Source organism: Paraburkholderia sp. BR10923 (genome assembly GCF_040948765.1).
GTDB lineage: Bacteria > Pseudomonadota > Gammaproteobacteria > Burkholderiales > Burkholderiaceae > Paraburkholderia > Paraburkholderia youngii.
This window is the reverse complement of record NZ_JBFPKO010000005.1, coordinates 79878-99260: the sequence shown is the minus strand read 5'-3', so window position 1 is coordinate 99260 and position 19383 is coordinate 79878. Positions and strand designations below refer to the sequence as shown.

General features: G+C 65.9%; 22 protein-coding genes. 14 read left to right on the top strand and 8 right to left on the bottom strand.

The annotated features are described in order from the left end of the window. Window positions 1-24 precede the first annotated feature (24 nt). Together AB3X94_RS11255 and AB3X94_RS11250 are read right to left on the bottom strand one after the other, a co-directional pair. Entirely contained in the window at window positions 25-1716 is a 1692-nt protein-coding gene (locus AB3X94_RS11255; protein ID WP_368611546.1) for an AMP-binding protein, read from the bottom strand. 111 nt (window positions 1717-1827) lie between these two features. Next, the gene (locus AB3X94_RS11250) at window positions 1828-2961 is read right to left on the bottom strand and encodes an acyl-CoA dehydrogenase family protein (RefSeq protein ID WP_176106197.1); all 1134 of its coding nucleotides are present in this window, start codon (window positions 2959-2961) and stop codon (window positions 1828-1830) included. A 221-nt stretch (window positions 2962-3182) separates the two neighbouring features. On the opposite strand from AB3X94_RS11250, the gene AB3X94_RS11245 reads away from it, so the two are divergent. From AB3X94_RS11245 to AB3X94_RS11215, 7 genes are all read left to right on the top strand, one after another. Next, the gene (locus tag AB3X94_RS11245; RefSeq protein ID WP_368611545.1) at window positions 3183-4229 is read left to right on the top strand and encodes an AraC family transcriptional regulator ligand-binding domain-containing protein; all 1047 of its coding nucleotides are present in this window, start codon (window positions 3183-3185) and stop codon (window positions 4227-4229) included. An 84-nt stretch (window positions 4230-4313) separates the two neighbouring features. After that, entirely contained in the window at window positions 4314-5996 is a 1683-nt protein-coding gene (locus AB3X94_RS11240; protein WP_368611544.1) for a nodulation protein NfeD, read from the top strand. Continuing rightward, on the top strand, window positions 5993-6763 hold the full coding sequence (locus tag AB3X94_RS11235) for a slipin family protein (protein WP_176106200.1): 771 nt from the start codon (window positions 5993-5995) through the stop codon (window positions 6761-6763). The genes AB3X94_RS11240 and AB3X94_RS11235 overlap by 4 nt, the downstream gene beginning before the upstream one ends. 227 nt (window positions 6764-6990) lie before the next feature. Beyond that, the gene (locus AB3X94_RS11230) at window positions 6991-7257 is read left to right on the top strand and encodes a DUF4148 domain-containing protein (RefSeq protein ID WP_176106201.1); all 267 of its coding nucleotides are present in this window, start codon (window positions 6991-6993) and stop codon (window positions 7255-7257) included. A 139-nt stretch (window positions 7258-7396) separates the two neighbouring features. Next, on the top strand, window positions 7397-7891 hold the full coding sequence (locus AB3X94_RS11225) for a YaiI/YqxD family protein (protein ID WP_176106202.1): 495 nt from the start codon (window positions 7397-7399) through the stop codon (window positions 7889-7891). A gap of 144 nt (window positions 7892-8035) precedes the next feature. Further along, the gene (locus AB3X94_RS11220) at window positions 8036-9337 is read left to right on the top strand and encodes an NCS2 family permease (RefSeq protein WP_176106203.1); all 1302 of its coding nucleotides are present in this window, start codon (window positions 8036-8038) and stop codon (window positions 9335-9337) included. A 123-nt stretch (window positions 9338-9460) separates the two neighbouring features. Beyond that, window positions 9461-9994 carry a cytochrome b gene (locus AB3X94_RS11215; RefSeq protein ID WP_176381727.1) on the top strand — a complete coding sequence of 178 codons (534 nt, stop codon included), beginning with the start codon at window positions 9461-9463 and terminating at the stop codon, window positions 9992-9994. A gap of 25 nt (window positions 9995-10019) precedes the next feature. Here AB3X94_RS11215 and AB3X94_RS11210 read toward each other — a convergent pair whose 3' ends face one another. Further along, window positions 10020-10310, bottom strand: coding sequence for a DUF1488 domain-containing protein (locus AB3X94_RS11210; protein ID WP_013092011.1), 291 nt, complete (start codon window positions 10308-10310; stop codon window positions 10020-10022). A 305-nt stretch (window positions 10311-10615) separates the two neighbouring features. On the opposite strand from AB3X94_RS11210, the gene AB3X94_RS11205 reads away from it, so the two are divergent. Further along, entirely contained in the window at window positions 10616-10924 is a 309-nt protein-coding gene (locus AB3X94_RS11205) for a 2Fe-2S iron-sulfur cluster-binding protein (RefSeq protein WP_368611543.1), read from the top strand. A 60-nt stretch (window positions 10925-10984) separates the two neighbouring features. Here the strand turns inward: AB3X94_RS11205 and AB3X94_RS11200 are convergent, their stop codons facing one another. Genes AB3X94_RS11200 through AB3X94_RS11190 form a run of 3 tightly spaced genes read right to left on the bottom strand, consistent with a single transcriptional unit; the run spans window position 10985 to window position 12146 of the window. Continuing rightward, window positions 10985-11179: a YqaE/Pmp3 family membrane protein gene (locus AB3X94_RS11200; protein ID WP_013092013.1), complete on the bottom strand. Its 195-nt coding sequence runs from the start codon at window positions 11177-11179 to the stop codon at window positions 10985-10987. 36 nt (window positions 11180-11215) lie between these two features. Further along, a complete protein-coding gene (locus AB3X94_RS11195; protein ID WP_176367186.1) occupies window positions 11216-11443 on the bottom strand; it encodes a DUF1653 domain-containing protein in 228 nt (75 codons plus the stop codon). Window positions 11444-11501: 58 nt separating this feature from the next. Then, entirely contained in the window at window positions 11502-12146 is a 645-nt protein-coding gene (locus AB3X94_RS11190) for a transcriptional regulator (RefSeq protein WP_026228479.1), read from the bottom strand. Between the two features lie 237 nt (window positions 12147-12383). Between AB3X94_RS11190 and AB3X94_RS11185 the strand changes: the two genes are divergently transcribed. From AB3X94_RS11185 to infA, 3 genes are all read left to right on the top strand, one after another. Beyond that, the gene (locus AB3X94_RS11185; RefSeq protein ID WP_176106207.1) at window positions 12384-12602 is read left to right on the top strand and encodes a hypothetical protein; all 219 of its coding nucleotides are present in this window, start codon (window positions 12384-12386) and stop codon (window positions 12600-12602) included. Window positions 12603-13106: 504 nt separating this feature from the next. After that, window positions 13107-13388, top strand: coding sequence for a hypothetical protein (locus AB3X94_RS11180; protein ID WP_176123919.1), 282 nt, complete (start codon window positions 13107-13109; stop codon window positions 13386-13388). Window positions 13389-13523: 135 nt separating this feature from the next. Next, entirely contained in the window at window positions 13524-13802 is a 279-nt protein-coding gene (gene infA, locus AB3X94_RS11175) for a translation initiation factor IF-1 (protein ID WP_008924062.1), read from the top strand. A 207-nt stretch (window positions 13803-14009) separates the two neighbouring features. Here infA and AB3X94_RS11170 read toward each other — a convergent pair whose 3' ends face one another. Further along, window positions 14010-14753: a GntR family transcriptional regulator gene (locus tag AB3X94_RS11170; RefSeq protein WP_368611542.1), complete on the bottom strand. Its 744-nt coding sequence runs from the start codon at window positions 14751-14753 to the stop codon at window positions 14010-14012. A gap of 203 nt (window positions 14754-14956) precedes the next feature. On the opposite strand from AB3X94_RS11170, the gene AB3X94_RS11165 reads away from it, so the two are divergent. From AB3X94_RS11165 to AB3X94_RS11155, 3 genes are all read left to right on the top strand, one after another. Next, window positions 14957-16198, top strand: coding sequence for a cyanate transporter (locus AB3X94_RS11165; RefSeq protein ID WP_368611541.1), 1242 nt, complete (start codon window positions 14957-14959; stop codon window positions 16196-16198). Between the two features lie 285 nt (window positions 16199-16483). Continuing rightward, window positions 16484-17059, top strand: coding sequence for an ANTAR domain-containing response regulator (locus tag AB3X94_RS11160; RefSeq protein ID WP_368611540.1), 576 nt, complete (start codon window positions 16484-16486; stop codon window positions 17057-17059). A gap of 7 nt (window positions 17060-17066) precedes the next feature. Continuing rightward, window positions 17067-18218 carry a CmpA/NrtA family ABC transporter substrate-binding protein gene (locus tag AB3X94_RS11155; RefSeq protein ID WP_368611539.1) on the top strand — a complete coding sequence of 384 codons (1152 nt, stop codon included), beginning with the start codon at window positions 17067-17069 and terminating at the stop codon, window positions 18216-18218. Window positions 18219-18306: 88 nt separating this feature from the next. Here the strand turns inward: AB3X94_RS11155 and rhaS are convergent, their stop codons facing one another. After that, window positions 18307-19317, bottom strand: coding sequence for a rhamnose ABC transporter substrate-binding protein (rhaS, locus tag AB3X94_RS11150; RefSeq protein WP_368611538.1), 1011 nt, complete (start codon window positions 19315-19317; stop codon window positions 18307-18309). Window positions 19318-19383 lie beyond the last annotated feature (66 nt).

The following is a 19383-nucleotide window of genomic DNA, read 5'->3' as shown; positions in this document are numbered from 1 at the left end:
AGCAATGGCGAGGAATGAAGACAGTCAACGCAAGTCGGGGAAATCCTCTTCCCAGTACTCGTCGGGCAGACGCGCGGGTTCGGCCGCGCGCTCCATTTCGCGGCGCCGTAACTCGACGCGGCGGATCTTGCCGGAGATCGTCTTCGGCAGTTCGCTGAATTGCAGACGACGAATTCGCTTGTACGGCGCGAGTTTTTCGCGCGAAAACGCGAACACCGCGCGCGCGAGTTCGGGACCGGCCTCATAGCCCTGACGCACGGTGACGAACGCCTTCGGCACCGACAGGCGCAACGCGTCCGCGCTCGGCACGACGGCCGCCTCGCCGATCGCTTCGTGTTCGATCAGCACGCTTTCGAGTTCGAACGGACTCAGCCGATAGTCGGACGACTTGAACACATCGTCCGAGCGGCCGACGTACACGTAGTAGCCGTCGTCGCGACGCAGCGCGACATCCGACGTGCGATAGAAGCCGTTGCGCATCGCCTGCGCGGTCGCGTTCACATTGTTCGCGTAGCCGGTCATCAGGCCGAGCGGCCGTTCGGCGAGCGGCAGCGCGATTTCGCCTTCGGTCACGGGTTGGTCGTCGGCATCGAGCAGTTCGACGCGGTAGCCCGGCAGCGGACGCCCCATCGAGCCGGCCACGACCGGCTGGCCCGGCGAATTGCCGATCTGGCAGGTCGTCTCGGTCTGGCCGTAGCCATCGCGGATCGTGATGTCCCACGCGTGCTTGACGCGCTCGATGACCTCCGGATTCAGCGGCTCGCCCGCGCCGACGATCTCGCGCAGCTTCACCGGATAGTCGCCGAGCGGTTCCTGCACGAGCATGCGCCAGACGGTCGGCGGCGCGCACAGCGTGGTCACGTTGAAGCGCACCAGCGCGGCGAGTGTGTCTTTCGGCACGAAGCGCGGGACGTTGAACACGAACACGCAGGCCTGCGCGTTCCACGGCGCGAAGAAGCAGCTCCACGCGTGCTTGGCCCAGCCCGGCGAGCTGATGTTCCAATGGATGTCGCCGGGTTGCAGGCCGATCCAGTACATCGTCGACAGATGCCCGACCGGATAGCTCTGATGCGTATGCTCGACGAGCTTCGGCTTCGACGTGGTGCCGGACGTGAAGTACAGCAGCATCGGATCGCTGGCGTGGGTGACGCCGTCCGGCGTGAAATCCGGCGCCGCCTCGTACGCGGCGGCGACATCGATCCAGCCGTCGCGCGGTGCGCCGACCGAGAAGCGCGTGAGCGGCACGTCTAGCGCATCGAATTTGCCCAGCTCCGCGCTGTCGACCACGGCGAACTTCGCGCCGCCGATCTGCACGCGGTCGCGCACGTCGTCGGCGGATAGCTGCGTGGTGGCGGGCAGCACGATCGCGCCGAGCTTCATCGCGGCAAGCATCACGTCCCATAGCTCGACGCGGTTCGGCAGCATCAGCAGCACACGGTCGCCTCGACCGACGCCTGCGCTGCGCAGAAAGTTCGCCATCCGCGACGAGCGCTCCGACATCTGCGCGTACGACAGGCGCAGGCCGTCGCTGGAAGGATCGTCGACGATCCACAGCGCGGGGTTGTCGTTGTTGCGCGCAATCGCGTCGAAGTAGTCGAGCGCCCAATTGAACTCGCCCAGCGCCGGCCACGTGAATTCGCGGTACGCGCGCTCGTAGTCGGTGCGATGGCGCACTAGCAGATCGCGCGCTTCGAGAAAGGCTTTCGCTGCTGTCATCGTCGTCTCCAGGTGGCGCTCTGGGCGCTCAGTTTTTTTGCCGCTGGTTTTTGCCGCTCTTCCGCTCAACGAAGCATCACGGCCAGGCTATTGTGCGCTCAAACGCCGCCCTCAAACATGGCGCGCGATCACCATCCGCTGCACCTCGCTCGTCCCTTCGTAAATCTGCGTGATGCGCGCATCGCGATAGTGGCGCTCCACCGCATAGTCCTCCAGATAGCCGTAGCCGCCATGAATCTGGATCGCGTTCGAGCAGATCTCCTCGGCCAGCTCCGACGCGAACAGCTTCGCCTGCGACGCCTCCGACAGACACGGCCGCCCCGCCGAGCGCAGCCGCGCCGCATGATGCACGAGCAGGCGCGCGGCGTTCAGGCGCGTCGCCATGTCGGCGAGCATGTTGGCGATGGTCTGATGGTCCTTCAGCGGCTTGCCGAACTGTTCGCGCTCGCTCGCGTAGCGGCGCGCGGCATCGAACGCGGCGCGCGCGATGCCGACCGCCTGCGCGGCGATGCCGATGCGCCCCCCTTCGAGATTCGACAGCGCGATGCGCAGACCCTCGCCCGGTTCGCCGAGCAGGTTGGCCTCGGGCACCGCGCAGTGATCGAGCGAGATCGGACAGGTGTCGGACGCGCGAATGCCAAGCTTGTGCTCCGGCCGGCCGACGTCGAAGCCCGGCGTCGTGGTCGGCACGATGAAGGCCGACAGGCCGCGCTTGCCGCGCTCGGGATCGGTGACCGCGAACACGATTGCGAGCCCGGCGCGCGCGCCGTTGGTCACGAACTGCTTGCTGCCGTTCAGAATCCACTGCCCGTCGCGCAACTGCGCGCGGGTGCGCAGATTGTTCGCCTCGGAGCCCGCCTGCGGCTCGGTCAGGCAGAACGCGCCGATCGTGCGGCCCGTGGCAAGGTCGCGCAGATAGCGGTCCTTCTGCGCGGCACTGCCGAAGTTCAGGATCGGCGCGCAGCCGACCGAGTTGTGCACGCTCATCAGCGTAGCGCAGGCCGCGCAGCCGGCTGCGATCTCTTCGAGCGCGAGCGCGTAGGCGACGTAGTCGGTGTAGGAGCCGCCCCACTCGGCCGGCACCATCATGCCCAGAAAACCGAGTTCGCCCATCTGCGCAACGACCTCGGCCGGCAGTTGCGCGTCGCGATCCCATTGCGCCGCGTGCGGCGCCAGACACTCGGTCGCGAAGTCGCGCGCGGCGTCGCGGATCATCCGTTGTTCGTCGGTGTAGAAGCTGTCCATGACTGCGTCCTCGTGGGTGCTGACGGCCGTGCTGGCGATCTCGGTGATGCGGCAAGTGTAGGCAAGCGGCTCGCGCCACTCGATGCTCGCTCCGCTCACATTTGCTGAGCGCTTTTGCCATCCTGCTACCATGCGCGTGCATGGGGCTTCGTCATTTCAGGGGTTTCACGAACCACGAGCCAACCGATGCTGAGCGCTTTTGCCAGATAAACCGAATTCCGATGAAAAGCGACAAAGGCACGATCACCGTCAGTCTCGTCGAGGAAACGCTCGCGCTCGCAACGGCGCGCGGGCTCGATGCGCGAGCGTTCGCCGAGGCGGCCGGCATCGCCGCGCCGATGCTCGCGTCGCCGAAAAGCCGCGTTTCGTCGGCGCAATACGGCGCGCTGTGGGCCGGCATCGCGCGCGCGCTCGACGACGAGTTCTTCGGCCAGGACTCGCATCCGATGAAAAGCGGCAGCTTCATCGCGATGACGCAGATGGCGCTCGGCGCGCGCAACGGTGCGCAAGCGCTCGCGCGCGCAGTCGGCTTCATGCGGCTGGTGCTCGACGATCTCGGCGCGACGATCGACACCGAGGCGGAGCGCGTGCGCCTGAAGTTCGTCGAACGCGCGGGCGCGCGCAAGCCGGCGATGTTCGCTTACGCGACGTATTTCATCCTCGTGTACGGACTCGTCTGCTGGCTCGTCGGCCGGCGCATTCCGTTGCTCGAAGCGCGCTTTCGCTGCGCTGCGCCGCCGGCCGCGCACGAATACCGGCTGATGTTCTGCGAAGACATGCATTTCGACGAGCCCGAGTCGTACGTCGATCTCGACCCCGCGTTTCTCGAGCTGCCGGTGATCCAGACTTCGCGCTCGGCGCGCCCGTTTCTGCGCGATGCGCCGGGCAGCTTCATCGTCAAGTACCGCAATCCCGGTTCGCTCGCCGCGCGCGTGCGCAAGACGCTGCGCGCACTGCCGATGTCCGGCTGGCCCGCGGCCGATCAGATGGCCGCGCGCCTGCACGTCGCCGAGGCGACGATGCGGCGGCACCTGAAGCAGGAGGGCCACACGTATCAGTCGATCAAGGACGCGCTGCGGCGCGACATCGCGATTGCCGAACTGCAGCGCACACAGCGCACGATCGCCGATATCGCGAACGCCGTCGGCTTCGCCGAGCCGAGCGCGTTTCATCGCGCGTTCCGCAAATGGACCGGCATGCGCCCGACCGACTATCGGCCGGCCCAGGCTAAGGGGCTCGATCTCACGCGTCGCGCCGAATCGGACTAAGCTTTAAGCGGCAACCGGCCAGCCTTGATCGAGGTATGGGCCCGCGCCGCCGGTTCGCACCGGCTGGCGCGACGGCCGTCAGCGATGAACACGACTCCGCGTCTCCCGCTCCGGCAGTCCGGTCCGCGCACGCCGCTTATCCACGGCGGCATCGCGGGCCGTTTGATGCGCGGCATCGCCGTGCTCGGCGTGCTGTGCGCGCTCGGCTTCGCGACGTGCGGAGCGCTGGCGCCGCTGCAAGCGGCCAATGCGGCGACACCGGCCAACGTCGGCGCCGCGACCTCGAACAGCGTCGAGGTGATTCCGGTGAACGGCGCGATCGGGCCGGCCACCGCCGATTTCATCGTGCGGGGTTTACAGCGCGCGGAGAGCCAGCACGCGCAACTCGCGGTGCTGCAACTCGATACGCCCGGCGGACTCGACACGTCGATGCGGCAGATCATCAAGGCGATCCTCGCCTCCCCGGTGCCGGTCGCGACCTTCATCGCGCCGAGCGGCGCGCGCGCCGCCAGCGCCGGCACCTACATCGTCTACGCGAGCCATATCGCGGCGATGGCGCCGGGCACCAACCTCGGCGCCGCGACGCCGATCCAGATTGGCATCGGCGGCAACGAGCCATCCGGTGGCGGCGGCCCGCCGGGAATGCCGGGCACACCTGGAACACCGGGAACGCAGGGCACTCCAGGCACGCCGGGACTGCCGGATATGCGCACGCTGCCCGGCGGCGCGTCCGGCCCAGCGTCCGGGCCAACGTCCGCGCCTGCGTCACCCGGCGCGTCATCCGAAGCCGCCAGCGCGCTGCCGCTCGACACCCAATCGACCGAACTGCGCAAGCAGGTCCACGATGCCGCCGCCTACATCCGCGGCCTCGCGCAGATGCGCGGGCGCAACGCCGACTGGGCCGAGCGCGCTGTCCGCGAAGCGGTCAGCCTGTCCGATGAAGAAGCGCTCGCGCAGCACGTCGTCGATATCGTCGCGCGCGACGTGCCCGACCTGCTGCGCCAGCTGAACGGCCGCACAGTCGTCACGAGCGCCGGCAGCGTCACGCTGCAGACCGCGCATGCGCCGCTGATCACGCTCGAACCCGACTGGCGCAGCCGCTTCCTCGCCGTGATCACCGATCCGAGCGTCGCTCTGATTCTGCTGATGCTCGGCATGTACGGCCTGTTCTTCGAATTCGCCAATCCGGGCTTCGTGCTGCCCGGCGTGGTCGGCGCGATCAGCCTGCTGCTCGGCCTGTTCGCGATGCAGATGCTGCCCGTCAGCTATGTCGGCCTCGGGCTGATCTTTCTCGGCATCGCCTTTCTGATCGGCGAAGCGTTCCTGCCGACCTTCGGCTCGCTCGGTTTCGGCGGCGTGGTCGCGTTCGTGGTCGGCGCAATGATGCTGATGGATACCGATGTGCCCGGCTACGGCATCCCGCTGCCGCTGATCGCCGCGGTCGTCGTGTTCAGCGTCGCGTTCGTGCTCGGCGTGTCGCGGCTCGCGCTGCGCGCGCGGCGCCGGCCGGTCGTGACGGGCTCGGAGGCGCTGATCGGCTGCGTCGGCGTGGTGCTGGACGGCGGCTTGCTGCCCGAACCCGAACACTCGGCCAGCGGCCCGCTGGGCGGCTGGGCGCGCGTGCACGGCGAGCGCTGGCGCGTGTCGAGCACGACGCCGGCCGCGCCGGGGCAGAGCGTGCGCGTCACGGCGCGCAACGGCCTCACGCTGACCGTGGTGCCCGTCAAACCGGCCGCCCCAATACAAGGACAAGGAGAACCCTCATGATCGGCTTCACATTCGGCTTCGGCAGCATCCTGATCCTGCTGGTGGCCGTGCTGATCGCGTCGTCGGTGCGGATTTTTCGCGAATACGAGCGCGGCGTCGTGTTCATGCTCGGCCGCTTCTGGAAGGTCAAGGGGCCCGGACTGGTGCTGATCATTCCGATCGTGCAGCAGGCGGTGCGGATGGATTTGCGCACCGTCGTGTTCGACGTGCCGACGCAGGACGTAATCACCCGCGACAACGTGTCGGTGAAGGTGAACGCGGTCGTGTATTTCCGCGTCGTCGATCCGGAGAAGGCGGTGATCCAGGTCGCGCGCTACTTCGAGGCGACCAGCCAGCTGGCGCAAACGACGCTGCGCGCGGTGCTCGGCAAGCACGACCTCGACCAGCTGCTGTCCGAGCGCGAGCAGCTGAACACCGACATCCAGAAGGTGCTCGACGCGCAAACCGATGCGTGGGGCATCAAGGTGTCGATCGTCGAGATCAAGCACGTCGATATCAACGAAACGATGATCCGCGCGATCGCGCGTCAGGCTGAGGCCGAGCGCGAACGGCGGGCCAAGGTGATTCACGCGGAAGGCGAGTTGCAGGCGTCGAGGCAGCTGCTCGAAGCAGCGCAGACGCTGGCGCGCCAGCCGCAGGCGATGCAGCTGCGCTATCTGCAGACGCTGACGACGATCGCCGCCGACAAGAACTCGACGATCGTGTTTCCGCTGCCGATCGACCTGGTGAGCGCGGTGATGGAACGGTTCAACAAGCCTTCGACGTGATAGGACGAGACTTTGTCAGGACGCCCATTTGGCATCGACTAGCGCCGAACTTTTGAAGTTTTAAGCAAACCCGCCGCTTTCCGCGTTGCTTGCGCTAACGTGGGGAACGCGGCTCGCGGCGGGTTCGATTTGCCGGCAGAAATGGTGCGCTGCTTTCTACCGCCTCACCCGGCGCGCACCGAAAAATGACCAGGCCCGGCTGTTTTTCTGCTCCGTAGGAGCCCGCCATGAATCTGTTCTCCCGCATTGGACTCGGCGCGCTGGTTGCCGCCGTGAGTATCAGCACTGTCTACGCGCAAGCGGTGATGCAGCCCAACGACCCGTCGGCGCCGAAAACGCGCGCCCAGGTCCGTGCCGAACTCATCGAATGGCTTGCCGCCGGCTACGATCCGAACGACTGGGTCAACTATCCGGAGAACGCGCAGGAAGCCGGCCGGATCGTCGCGCAACGCCGCGCAGAGCGGCAAGGCCTCGAACCGACGACAGTGCAGTAACAGCAGTCGCTGCCGCACCCGCAGCCTGAATGCCGCCCGCCGCGGGCGGCAGGGAAACCCTTTGCGTCGCGGCAAGGTATCATCCCGTCCCTCCAACCCCCACGCAGCAAACCAGCCGCACCTAGCCGGAATCCGCACCATGCCAATCTGGGTCGATGCCGACGCCTGCCCGGCCGTCGTCAAGGACATGCTTTATCGCGCGGCGCGCCGCACCGGCATGCCGCTGACGCTGGTCGCCAACGCGTTCCTGCGCGTGCCGCCGTCGCCGCTGATCCGCGCGATCCAGGTGCCGGCCGGCTTCGACGCCGCCGATCAGCTGATCGTCGAGCGCGTCGTCGCGGGCGACCTCGTGATCACCGGCGACATCCCGCTCGCCGCCGCCGTGCTGGCAAAAAATGCCCACGCGCTCGATCCGCGCGGCAACTGGTTCACGCCCGGCACGATCGAAGAACGGCTGCGCATGCGCTCGATGCTCGACCAGTTGCGCGCGAGCGGCGTCGACACGGGCGGTCCGTCCGCCTTCAGCGCGCGGGATGGCAAGACGTTTGCTGGCGAACTCGATCGCTGGCTCGCGCGTCATGCGCCGCGCGGTGATGTGCCGGCGCCACAGTCGCCCGGCAAACCGCCCGCCTGACGGGCCCGACAGGGCTGCCGGCGCAGCCGCAAGCGACGAGGCGCCGCCGTTGGTGTTTACAATTCCGCCGTAACACCGCCGCGCGGGCCCGTTTGCCTCAATCACAAAAACACTTTCCGAACGACGAAAGAGAAAACCCGCCACATGGACTCGATCAAACGCTACTTCGGCTTCGACGCCGTCGACACCAACCTGCGCACCGAAGTGCTAGCCGGCGTGACCACCTTCCTGACGATGGCCTACATCATCTTCGTGAACCCGGCGATTCTCGGCGACGCCGGCATGCCGAAGAGCGCGGTGTTCGTCGCGACCTGCATCGTGTCCGCGCTCGCGTCGCTGATCATGGGTCTGTACGCGAACTACCCGATCGCGCTCGCGCCCGGCATGGGCCTGAACGCGTACTTCGCGTACACGGTCGTCAAGGGCCTGGGCTACACGTGGGAGGCCGCGCTCGGCGCGGTGTTCATCTCCGGCTGCCTGTTCCTGATCGTTACGCTGTTCCGCGTGCGCGAGGTGATCGTCAAGGGCATCCCGCATTCGATCCGGATCGCGATCACCGGCGGTATCGGCCTCTTTCTCGCGATCATTTCGCTGAAGTCGGCCGGCGTCGTGGTCGGCAATCCGGCCACGCTCGTCACGCTCGGCAATCTGCACGACGCGCACGTCGTGCTCGCGGCAATCGGCTTCTTCGGCATCGTCACGCTCGATCATCTGCGCGTGCGCGGGGCGATCCTGATCGGTATCGTCGGCGTGACGATCCTGAGCTTTTTCTTTGGCGGCAACCAGTTTCACGGCGTCTTGTCGATGCCGCCGTCGATCGCGCCGACGCTGTTCCAGCTCGATATCCGCACCGCGCTGTCGAGCGGCATTCTGAACGTGGTACTGGTGTTCTTCCTCGTCGAGCTGTTCGATGCGACCGGCACGCTGATGGGCGTCGCGAACCGCGCGGGGCTGCTCGTCGAAGGCAAGATGCATCGGCTGAATCGCGCGCTGCTCGCCGACAGCACCGCGATTCTCGCCGGCTCGATGCTCGGCACGTCGTCGACGACCGCGTATATCGAAAGCGCGTCCGGCGTGCAGGCCGGCGGCCGTACCGGCGCGACCGCGATCACGGTCGCCTTGTTGTTCGTCGCGGCGCTGTTTTTCGCGCCGCTCGCCGAAGTGGTGCCGCCGTATGCGACCGCGCCCGCGCTGCTGTACGTGTCGTGCCTGATGCTGCGCGAATTGGTCGACCTGCCGTGGGACGACGCGACCGAAGTCGTGCCGGCCGCGCTGACCGCGCTGCTGATGCCGTTTACCTACTCGATCGCGAACGGCGTCGCGTTCGGCTTCATCTCGTACGCGGCGCTCAAGCTGCTGACGGGCCAGGCGCGCCAGGTGAAGCTGGTCGTGTGGATCATCGCGGCGATTTTCCTGTTCCGGTATTTCTATCTCGGCAGCGAGTGAGGACGTCGCGCGGTTCGGTTGCGTGGTCGAAAGTGTCGTCGGGTTCGGCGAACGTTTATCATCCGATGTTTCGAACGACGATCGATCGGGTCGCGATAGATCGGGTCGCCCCCAGGAGCCGCCATGTCCTCATATAACCGCACGACGGACCGCTACACGAGGCCCGCGATTTTCTTCCACTGGATGATTTTTCTGCTGGTCGCGCTGGCCTATCTGGCCATCGAAATCCGCGGACCGCGCGGCTCCGACGGCCGCGAGTTCTGGACCGGCGTGCATTTCTGGGCGGGCACGCTGGTGCTCGTGCTGGCCGTGCTGCGGCTGCTTTGGAGACTGTGGGCCGGCGCGCCCGAGGAACTCGAAAACAACCGGCTACTCGCTTTTGTCGCGCGCTCCGCGCACCTCGCGCTCTATGTGTTCATCTTCGCGCAGCCGCTGCTCGGTATCCTGATGGTCAACGCGGGCGGGCGGCCGGTGTCGCTCGCGTGGACGGACATCAGCTTCACGCTGGTGCGTGCGGATTCGATCGCGCGGCCGCTGTTGAAGGACGCACACGAGTGGCTTGGCAACGTGTTCTATTGGGTGATCGGACTGCATGCGCTCGCCGCCATCGCGCACCATGTGGTGTTCAAGGATCGGGCGCTGCGGCGGATCATTTGAAAGCGATGGGGTTGGCTGCGTGCAGTCAGTTACGCCAGTTCGCCTCATAAAAACGCACGTAGCCGCTTCTGAGCACGAGACACTGCGCGCGCGTTTCCGACAACAGCCGGCGCGTGGCCGCCTCGATGCGCGGCCGGTGCGTGTCGAACGCAACGATCATGTCCTCCTGCCGGGGGGACGCGGCGCCGAAGTGATCCTCGAGCGCTTCCGCGGTGATCATGCACTCCACCCTCTGCCCATCGACCATTGCCGGAAACGCCAAGGTAAGTTCGCGACCTGAATATTCAGGGGCTTCGTTCGGAAATTGGATCTGCATGGGAGTCACCTGGAAGAGTGCGCGTACGATGCGCTCGGGTAATGCACGCGCTGATTGCTCGCTATCGCGCCAGCCGCTCGTTCCTCCTTGTCCCATGCAGTCGACGCGGGCCGTCATCTCAACGCGGCATAGTCAGTTCGCGCCACGCGGAGGTGAATTGATTCACTTTAGACGAGTTCGGGCCAGGTGCAAGATTTCCCCGATTTTTTCTTGACAACACGACTGATTTGCCTATGTTGCAGTGCGGTATCAAGCGGCGTCCCATCCCGTGTAAAGTGTCGCGCACCAAGTGACTAACCTGCACGATGTCCACCCCCACCCGCCCGCCTGTAGTTCGCGTCGAACCGCTCGGCCAGAGCTTCGAAGCGCCCGATTCGCTGACGATTCTCGAAGCCGCCGCTTTCGCGAATCTGCGTTTGCCGCGTTCGTGCCGCAACGGCACGTGCCGCACCTGCTTGTGCCGGATGACGTCCGGGCGTGTGCGCTATTCGATTGAATGGCCCGGGGTGAGCCGTGAGGAAAAGGCGGACGGTTATATCCTGCCGTGCGTGGCGATCGCGGAAACCGACGTGGTGATCGAAGTGCCGGATGCGGTCGTAATACCGGTGGGGTGAATGATGGCACGAGCGTGAGCGCGACGCGCCCACACTCGCCGACGCTTCAGACGCTGCGTGTTACCGCCCATTGCCCATCGCGCGGGCGATTTTCTTGTCCGTGTTGTACTGGCTCAGCGCATACACCGACCAGATGGCCGCCGGCACCCAGCCGATCACCGTGATTTGCAGAATCAGGCAGATGATGCCCGCAAACGGACGGCCGATCGTGAAAAACTGCAACCACGGCAGAATGATGGCAAGCAAAAGACGCATTCGGTTTTCCTGTTCCTGTCGTTAAGGCAGCATGCGTTAGTCCGAGCGGGACGCATCTGCTTCGTTGTTGAACTCATCGAGCGGCGCGAAGCGCGGGACCTTGACGCCGTCCTGCTCGACCAGCTCGAAAAACACCGTCGCTGGACGGGTCCAGATCGTACCATTGGCCGCCTTGTAGACGATCATCGTGACCGTCGGATCCGATTCGAGCGTGGCCTCGCAGACCAGTTCGTAAAGGCCGCCTTTGTAATGTCGGTAGCGCATCGCGTATGTCCTTATTTTGAGCGTCATCGAAGCATTTTCAAGCACCGCGCGCCTGAACTCAGCCGCCCTCTTTCATCTGCTTCAGGATCTTGTAGACGGTCGCGCGACCCATCGTCAGCACCGCGGCCACGTAGTTCGCCGAGCTGCGGCCACGAAACGCGCCCTGCGCGTGCAGCGCTTCGACGATTTCACGCTTGTGCTCGCGCGTCAGCGCATTGATGCCGATCTGCCGGTCGCGCAACCACGTGTGCAGATACGTGTTGATGCGGTCCTGCCAGTCGTCGCGGAACAGATCGTCGCCTGGCGCGTCCGTCATCGTGCCGCCCTTGATGAACAGATCGAGCGTCGAGCGCACGTCCTCGAACACCGCGATGTTGAAGTTCACGCACAGGATGCCGGCGGGCTTGCCATCGTCGTCGAGCAGGATGTTGCTCACGCAGCGCATGCGGCGCCCGTCCCAGTTCAGTTTCTCGTAGGGACCGATGGTCTGGCCGCGCGCCGCGAAGTGCGCGTCGTCGAGCACCGACGGCGCGCCCACCTCGAGCCGCGACAGATTGTTCGCCAGATACGCGATGGTCTGATCGCGCAGATCGTGAATCACCACTTCGGCGCACGGATAGAGCAGCGCGGCGATGCCGTCGGCAATCGGCGCGTAGCGCTTTAACAGCAGGTCTTTGACAGGAGACACGTTCGGGTTGCGCAAGGAAAAAACGCGAGGTTCGAAGGAGGCGGCGCGCGATCGCGAATGCCGACGATGCCAGATGCCAGCAGCAGGCTTCGGCGCGCACGCTCGGTCCGCCATTCAGGAAGCCGCCATTGTAGCGGCCTCGCGCTGGCGCCGCGAATCGCCGCCGGACGGCAATTTTGTCCACCTCGCGAGCGCATTTTTTTCGTGCGATAAACGCTGAACCACCGACATCCAACCGAACGGAGCCGACCGATGGCCACACTCGAAGCGCTTCGCGCCGTGCTCGACGACACGCGTACGCCTGAGATCATTCGCAATCACGTCATCGATTCGCTGCAGTACGCACTGCGCAACTATGGTCAGGTCTTCACGGCGAAGGAAGTCGAATGGCTGGCCGGCTGGGACGATGCGCGCTTGCCGCTGGCGGCCGCGCGCGAATTGCAGAAGCGCGTCGCCGAGACGTCGCGCTGACGCCCGCGAAGCCCCGCCAGGCGGGCGTTCCGGCCGTGCACTGAAGTTTGCACTATCCAATCAGCCCTATTTCAGGCATCATATTGCAATAGTTGCACCTCGCACCCATATAGCACTGGCAGCACCAGGCAGTCTCAACCCGGCATCTCCGCACCACCCCCGACAGTTCGACCGCCCCTTATCGGCGATCCCGTCACTCCGGCAATGCGCCGTCCGCATTCGCCGTCGCGAGAAGTACACCGAGCGGTCGTTCAGCATCATGCGTCCGGCGCACGAATTGGCGCGCCGCTTCAGCGTTTTCGGTCGAATCCGCGTTTTCGCGCGACCGCTCGAGCCATTGTCATTGAGCCCGCCGGGTCTAGCGGGCCTGTGCCAACCATTTTCATCGCGGCGCGCCCATCGGGTGCTGCGCCGCCGGTCCGCGTCGCGACGCCTCGAGCAGACGTTGCCGGAAGCAGCGCCCCGCACGCGGCGCGCGGACCACGCAATACAGGACACGTTTTCATGAATTCAGCAGTCAAGACCTACAAGGGTTACGAAATTCACCCGCTCGTTTATCCGCGCCGCCCGCCGGGCGCGCAAGCGACGCGCAATCCGGGCGCCGGTTACGACGCATCGGTGCGCATCTGCCGCGTCGGCGCCAATCCGGCGGCCGACGGCCGGGTGTTCCGTCTGCAGTATCTGTTTCCGTTCGACGGCATGGGCAAGGCGCGCATCGCGTGCATGGCGCATGCGGAACGGCTGATCGACGGCCAGGTGAGCGGTCAGTCGGTCACCGATCTTTGAGCGGCGTCATCGGCGCGTCACTCATGTCGCGCAGCGTGCGTTTGGGCGCCGCTGCTTTTCCAACGAATCCACAGTCGCGCCGCTCGCAATGCCCGCGGCCGATTTCCCCTTTATCCCATCGACCAGGAGTGATGCATGGCGAAAGAAGAACTGATTGAACTTGACGGTATCGTCGACGAAGTGCTTCCGGACAGCCGCTACCGCGTGACGCTCGACAACGGCGTCGTGGTCGGCGCTTATGCGTCCGGACGCATGCGCAAGAACCATATCCGTATTCTCGCGGGCGATCGCGTGACGCTCGAAATGTCGGTCTACGACCTGACCAAGGGGCGGATCAATTTCCGCCACAAGGACGAACGCCCGAGCGGTGGCGGTGCGCCACGACCGGCGTCGCAGGGTGCGCGGCGTAGATAAGCAGTGGTGACGGCGCCGCCCTGCGTACCTGCGATGCCATTGCAGGTGACGCGGGCAGCCCGCCCGAACCTCGAGAGTCAGCGCGAGGCCCTACAGACTCGCGCCCGACCATGCGGCTCCGCGTTCTGCTCGAACGAACGCGCGGCGTCTTGACTGGAATCTGACGGCGCGCCGCTTGGGCGACCACGCACGTCGCGGCGCGTCTCGCTAAACTCCGAACACCGCCCCCAGATCCTCCCCATCCGCGCTTTTGCGCACCTGCTCGACCACCCGCTCCTCCAGCTCCGACAGATGCTCGCGCATCGCCGTCAACGCGGCTTGCAGGTCGCCGGCATCGAGTGCGTCGATGATCCGCGCATGCTCATCGGCGGAACAACTCGAACCCTTCGACGGATCGAACAGCGCCTTGTACAACTCGGTCTTCGCGACCAGTTGCCCGACCAGTCCAAGCAACTCGGTGCCGCCCGCCAGCTCCGTCAGCAGCACGTGAAACTGGCCGGCGAGGCGCACGGATTCATCGATGGCGCCCGCGCGCAGCGCCTTTTCCTCGCTGCGCACATGCGCGCGCAAGCGCCGTTTATGAGCGGCGCTCAGCGCACCGCAAAGCGATGCGACGATGCCCGCCTCGACGATCTGCCGCGCCCGATACACCTGGCGAATGTCCTCCTCCGACGGCGACGGCACGAACGCGCCGCGATTCGCCTCGAGCACGAGCTTGCCCTCGAAGCCCAGCCGCGCGAGCACCTTGCGCAGCGCGCCGCGCGTGCAGCCGAACGCGGCCGCGAGATCGCGCTCGACGAGTTGCGCACCGGGCCGCAAACGCCCCTGCAGCAGGGCCGAGGTAATCGACGCATAAATGCGCTCTTCGACGTTCGGCGAGGCGTCGCCGCTCGCAGGGGAAGCGGATGAAGCGGATTCGGCAGAGGAAGAACGCGGGGAACGCGCAGCCATGATTTCAGTGACCGTGGACGGTGGAAAACAAGAACGGAACAACGCCGCAGCATTCTAGCGATGCCCCGCGCACGACGCCAATCTGCCTGGCTACGCCGCCGCTTATACCGGACATTCGCGCAAATGGTTAACCATATTCGGTTACTATGGTTGACCAAAACGGAGACTGCAACGTTTTCCGCAGTCCGGCTCTCAGGCTCGCCATGAATTTGCCCACCAGCGCTGCTCCCCACAGTACCTCCGCAAACCGCGCCCGCGCCGCGCTCACATGGCACGACCTCGCGTGGCTCGGCGCGATCGTCGTGATCGGCATCAATCTGCGGCCATTGCTGACCTCGATCAGCCCGTTGATGACGACGATTCGCGACGCGACCGGCCTGAGCTTCTACGGCGCGTCATTGCTGACCAGCCTGCCGGTCGTCGCGATGGGCGTCGGCGCATTCGGCGCGGCGGCGTTGACGCGCGGCGTCGGCGAAACGCGCGGAGTCGCGCTCGGCCTCGTCGCGATCGCGCTTGCATGCGCGGCGCGCTGGCTGGCGTCGAGCGGCTTCACGCTGCTCTCGACGGCGCTGCTCGCGGGCGCCGGCGTCGCCGCGATTCAGGCGCTGTTGCCCGCCGTCATCAAGCAGCGTTTCCACGCCCGCGTGCCACTCGCGATGGGCGTGTTCTCCGCGTCGATCATGGGCGGCGGCGGCCTCGGCGCGAGTCTGAGTCCGTGGGTCAGCCGCGCGATGCATTCCTGGCATGCGGGGCTCGCGGTGTGGGCGCTGCCGGCCTGCGTCGCGCTCACGGGCTGGTGGCTGTTGACGCGGCGGCATGCCGTGGTCCACATCGCCGTGCGCACCCCTGCCGTGCCCGCGCCGGCGTTCTCGCCGTGGACCACTCAGCGCACGTGGACGCTCGGCCTGTACTTCGGCATCGTCAACGGCGGTTATACGAGTCTGGTCGCGTGGCTGCCGGCGTTCTATCAGCAGCGCGGCATGAGCGTCTCAGCGAGCGGCTCGCTGCTCGCCGCGATGACGGTCTTCCAGGCCACGTCGGCATTGCTGCTGCCGCTGGCCGCCGCGTCGTTCCGCGATCGCCGACCGTGGCTGATGCTTGGCTTGTCCGCGCAACTGGCCGGCGTGCTCGGCCTGATCGCACAGCCCGACGCCGCGCCGCTGCTATGGGTCGGCATCGCGGGCGCGGGGCTCGGCGGCGTGTTTTCGCTGACGCTCGTGACCGCGATGGATCATTCGAGCGATTATCGCGTGGCCGGCCAGCTGGTCGCGTTCACGCAGGGCGTCGGCTTTATCGTCGCGGCCGTCACGCCGCTCGTCGCCGGCATCGTACGCGGCTGGAGCGGCGGGTTCGCCGCCGCGTGGATCATGCTCGGCGGCTGCATCGCCGCGATGATGGCGGTGACCTTGCTGTTTTCTCCACGCAGTTATTCGCGCTGGCTTTGAGGCTTTGAGCCTTTGAGCCTTTGAGCCTCGACCGTTTCGTACGCGATGCGCCGCTTCGGTGCATCGGGCGTCCGCTGTCCCGCATGCCCCGTGCCGGTGCAGCGCGACCGACGTGGCCGCACACCTCGTTCGCGGATGATTCGCAGCCATCGCCAGCAAGAAAATCCCAATCGGCCCGCGTATTTTTACGCGCAACGCTGTTCACACGCGTCGCCAATCCCCGTCGCGCGGTGACTGGCATATCCATTGCTTTACCGGTAGTCAGATGTCCCTTCCCCTGACTCCATGCTGCGCGTTCTTCTTGTCACCGACACCGACAAACCCATCGGCGATCTGCGCGACGCGCTCGCCTGTCTCGGCTGCGAAATGCTGGCCGGCACCGCGACGCCGCAGGCGCTGCATCGCGCGGTGCAGGACGAGCGGCCCGACGTGATCATCATCGATACGGAGTCGCCGTCGCGCGATACGCTCGAACAACTCGCCGTGATGCACGCGACCGCGCCGCGCCCCGTGCTGATGTTCAGCCACGACGCGAACCAGCAACTGATCCGCGAAGCGGTCAACGCGGGCGTCACCGCGTATCTGGTCGAAGGCCTCGCGACCGAGCGGCTCGCGCCAATTCTCGAAGTCGCGCTAGCGCGTTTCGCGCAGGAGTCGCAATTGCGCGAGCGGCTCGCCCAGGCCGAAAACGAACTGGCCGAGCGCAAGCTGATCGATCGCGCGAAACGCCTGCTGATGGATCAGCAGAAACTCACCGAACCGGCCGCCTACGCGAGTCTGCGCAAACGCGCGATGAACCAGGGCGTCAAACTCGCCGAGGTCGCGGGCGAGGTCGTCGCGTCGGCCGGCTCGCTCAAATGATGCGCTCATGAATCCAGCCACTTCCGTCACCGCGGCGGCCTCTGCCGCGCCGCCTGAAAAGACCCATCTGCGGCTGGGTTTTGTCGCGCTGTCCGACGCGGCGCCGCTGATCGCCGCGAAGCTGCTCGAGTTCGGCCATGCGCACGGACTCACGCTCGAACTGTGCCGCCAGCCGTCGTGGGCCGCCGTGCGCGACAAGCTGCTGTCGGGCGATCTCGACGCCGCACACGCGCTTTACGGGCTTGTGTATGGCGTGCAGTTCGGCCTCGGCGGACCGCGCACCGACATGGCCGTGCTGATGGTGCTGAACCGCAACGGCCAGGCGATCACGCTGTCGAATCGGCTCGCCGAGGCGCTCGCGAAGCACGGGACTTTGCGCGAGGCGCTCGCGACGCTCGGCCGCAAGCCGGTGTTCGCGCACACCTTCCCGACCGGCACGCACGCGATGTGGCTGTACTACTGGCTCGCGGCGCAAGGCGTCGATCCATTGCGCGACATCGACAGCGTCGCGATTCCGCCGCCGCAAATGGTCGCGGCGCTCGCCGAAGACCGGCTCGACGGTCTGTGCGTCGGCGAGCCGTGGAATGCGATGGCCGAGGCGCACGGCGTCGGCAGAACCATCGCTTATACCAGCGAGGTGTGGCCCGAGCATCCGGAGAAAGTGCTCGCCTGCCGACGCGATTTCATCGACGCGCATCCGCGCACGACGCGCGCGCTCGTGCAGACCGTGCTCGAAGCGTGCCGCTGGCTCGACGGCGCCGGGCATCGCGACGAGATCGCGCGCTGGCTTGCGCGGTCCGACTACATCGGTATCGACGAATCGCTGATCGCGACGCGCCTTGGTGACCACGTCGACACGGCGCACCCGCGCCGCCTGCCGATGCGTTTCTTCGACGACGGCGCGGTCAACTATCCGCATCCAATCGAAGGCGCGTGGTTCCTTACGCAGTTCGAGCGCTGGGGGATCATCGATGCGCGCGACGATTACGAAGCGATCGCCGAGCGCATCAACCAGACGCAGCTGTATCGCGAGGCCGCCGCGCGCGTGAACGTGCGGGTGCCTGGCGAGGATGTGACAAGGGAATTGATCGATGGCGAGGTATGGGGAAGCGGATCATCGCCCGCCGCGTATGGACAGCGTTTCGCGATCCGCCGCTGAGCAGACCGCACGCGAACGCTCGTACTGATGCGCTAACTGCCCACGCGCCGCCAACGGCGGTCAAGTGGACAGTCGGCGTCGCCGAAGCTCAAAAGTTGTACTTGTCGATATTGCTCGCATCGAACGTGGTCGGCGGTCCGAGAATGATTTCGCCTTGCGCGCCGATCGTGCGCTTGCCGAGCTTGCCGGCATCGAACGATTCGCCCTCCTTACCCGAAATCTTGCCCGACGCGAGCGAGGCCGCCGCGTACGCGGCCAGATAGCCGAGCTCGCTCGGGTCCCACAGCTGGAATGCGGTCACGGTGCCGTTCTTCACGAACGCGCGCATCTGGTTCGGCGTGCCGAGGCCCGTCACCGCCACCTTGCCCTTGCTCGACGACGACGAGATATAGCGCGCCGCCGCCGCGATGCCGACCGTCGTCGGCGCGACGATCGCCTTCAGGTTCGGATACGCCTGCAGCAGGCCCTGGGTTTCGACGAAGGACTTCTGATCGTCGTCGTTGCCGTAAGCGATCTTGACGAGCTTGATCTTCGAGTACTCCGGTTTCTTCAGTTCCTCCTGCATCCACTTGATCCACGTGTTCTGGTTGGTCGCGTTCGGCGTCGCCGACAGAATCGCGAACTCGCCCTCGCCGCCCATCAGCTTCGCGACCAGTTGCACCTGGCCGCGGCCGATGCCTTCCGCGTTCGCCTGATTGACGAACAACTGGCGGCCTTCCGGCGCGGTATCGGAGTCGAACGTAACGACCTTGATGCCCTGCCCCATCGCTTTCTTCAGATACGGCACGACCGCGTTCGCATCGTTTGCGGCAATCACGATCGCGTCCTGGTGCTGCGTGATCAGCGTATTGATGTACGACACCTGCGACGATGCTCCCGCATCCGACGGTCCCACCGCCTTGCCCATGCCGCCGAACTCCTTGATCGCGGCGAGGCCGCCGTCGTCGGCGATCACTTCATAGGGGTTGTTGATCTGCTTCGGCAAGAACGCGATCTTCAACCCGCTTTTCAGGTCCGCCGCGAACGCGCCGCCGCAGCTGATCGCGAGCAACGCGGCGCATAGCGCGGCCATGCCGGTGTGACGTAGAGGTTTGAACATGAAGTGTCTCCTGCGTTGTTGTTGGACAGAGAGGGGGCCGGGTTATCGGTCCTTGGGAGCTTCGTA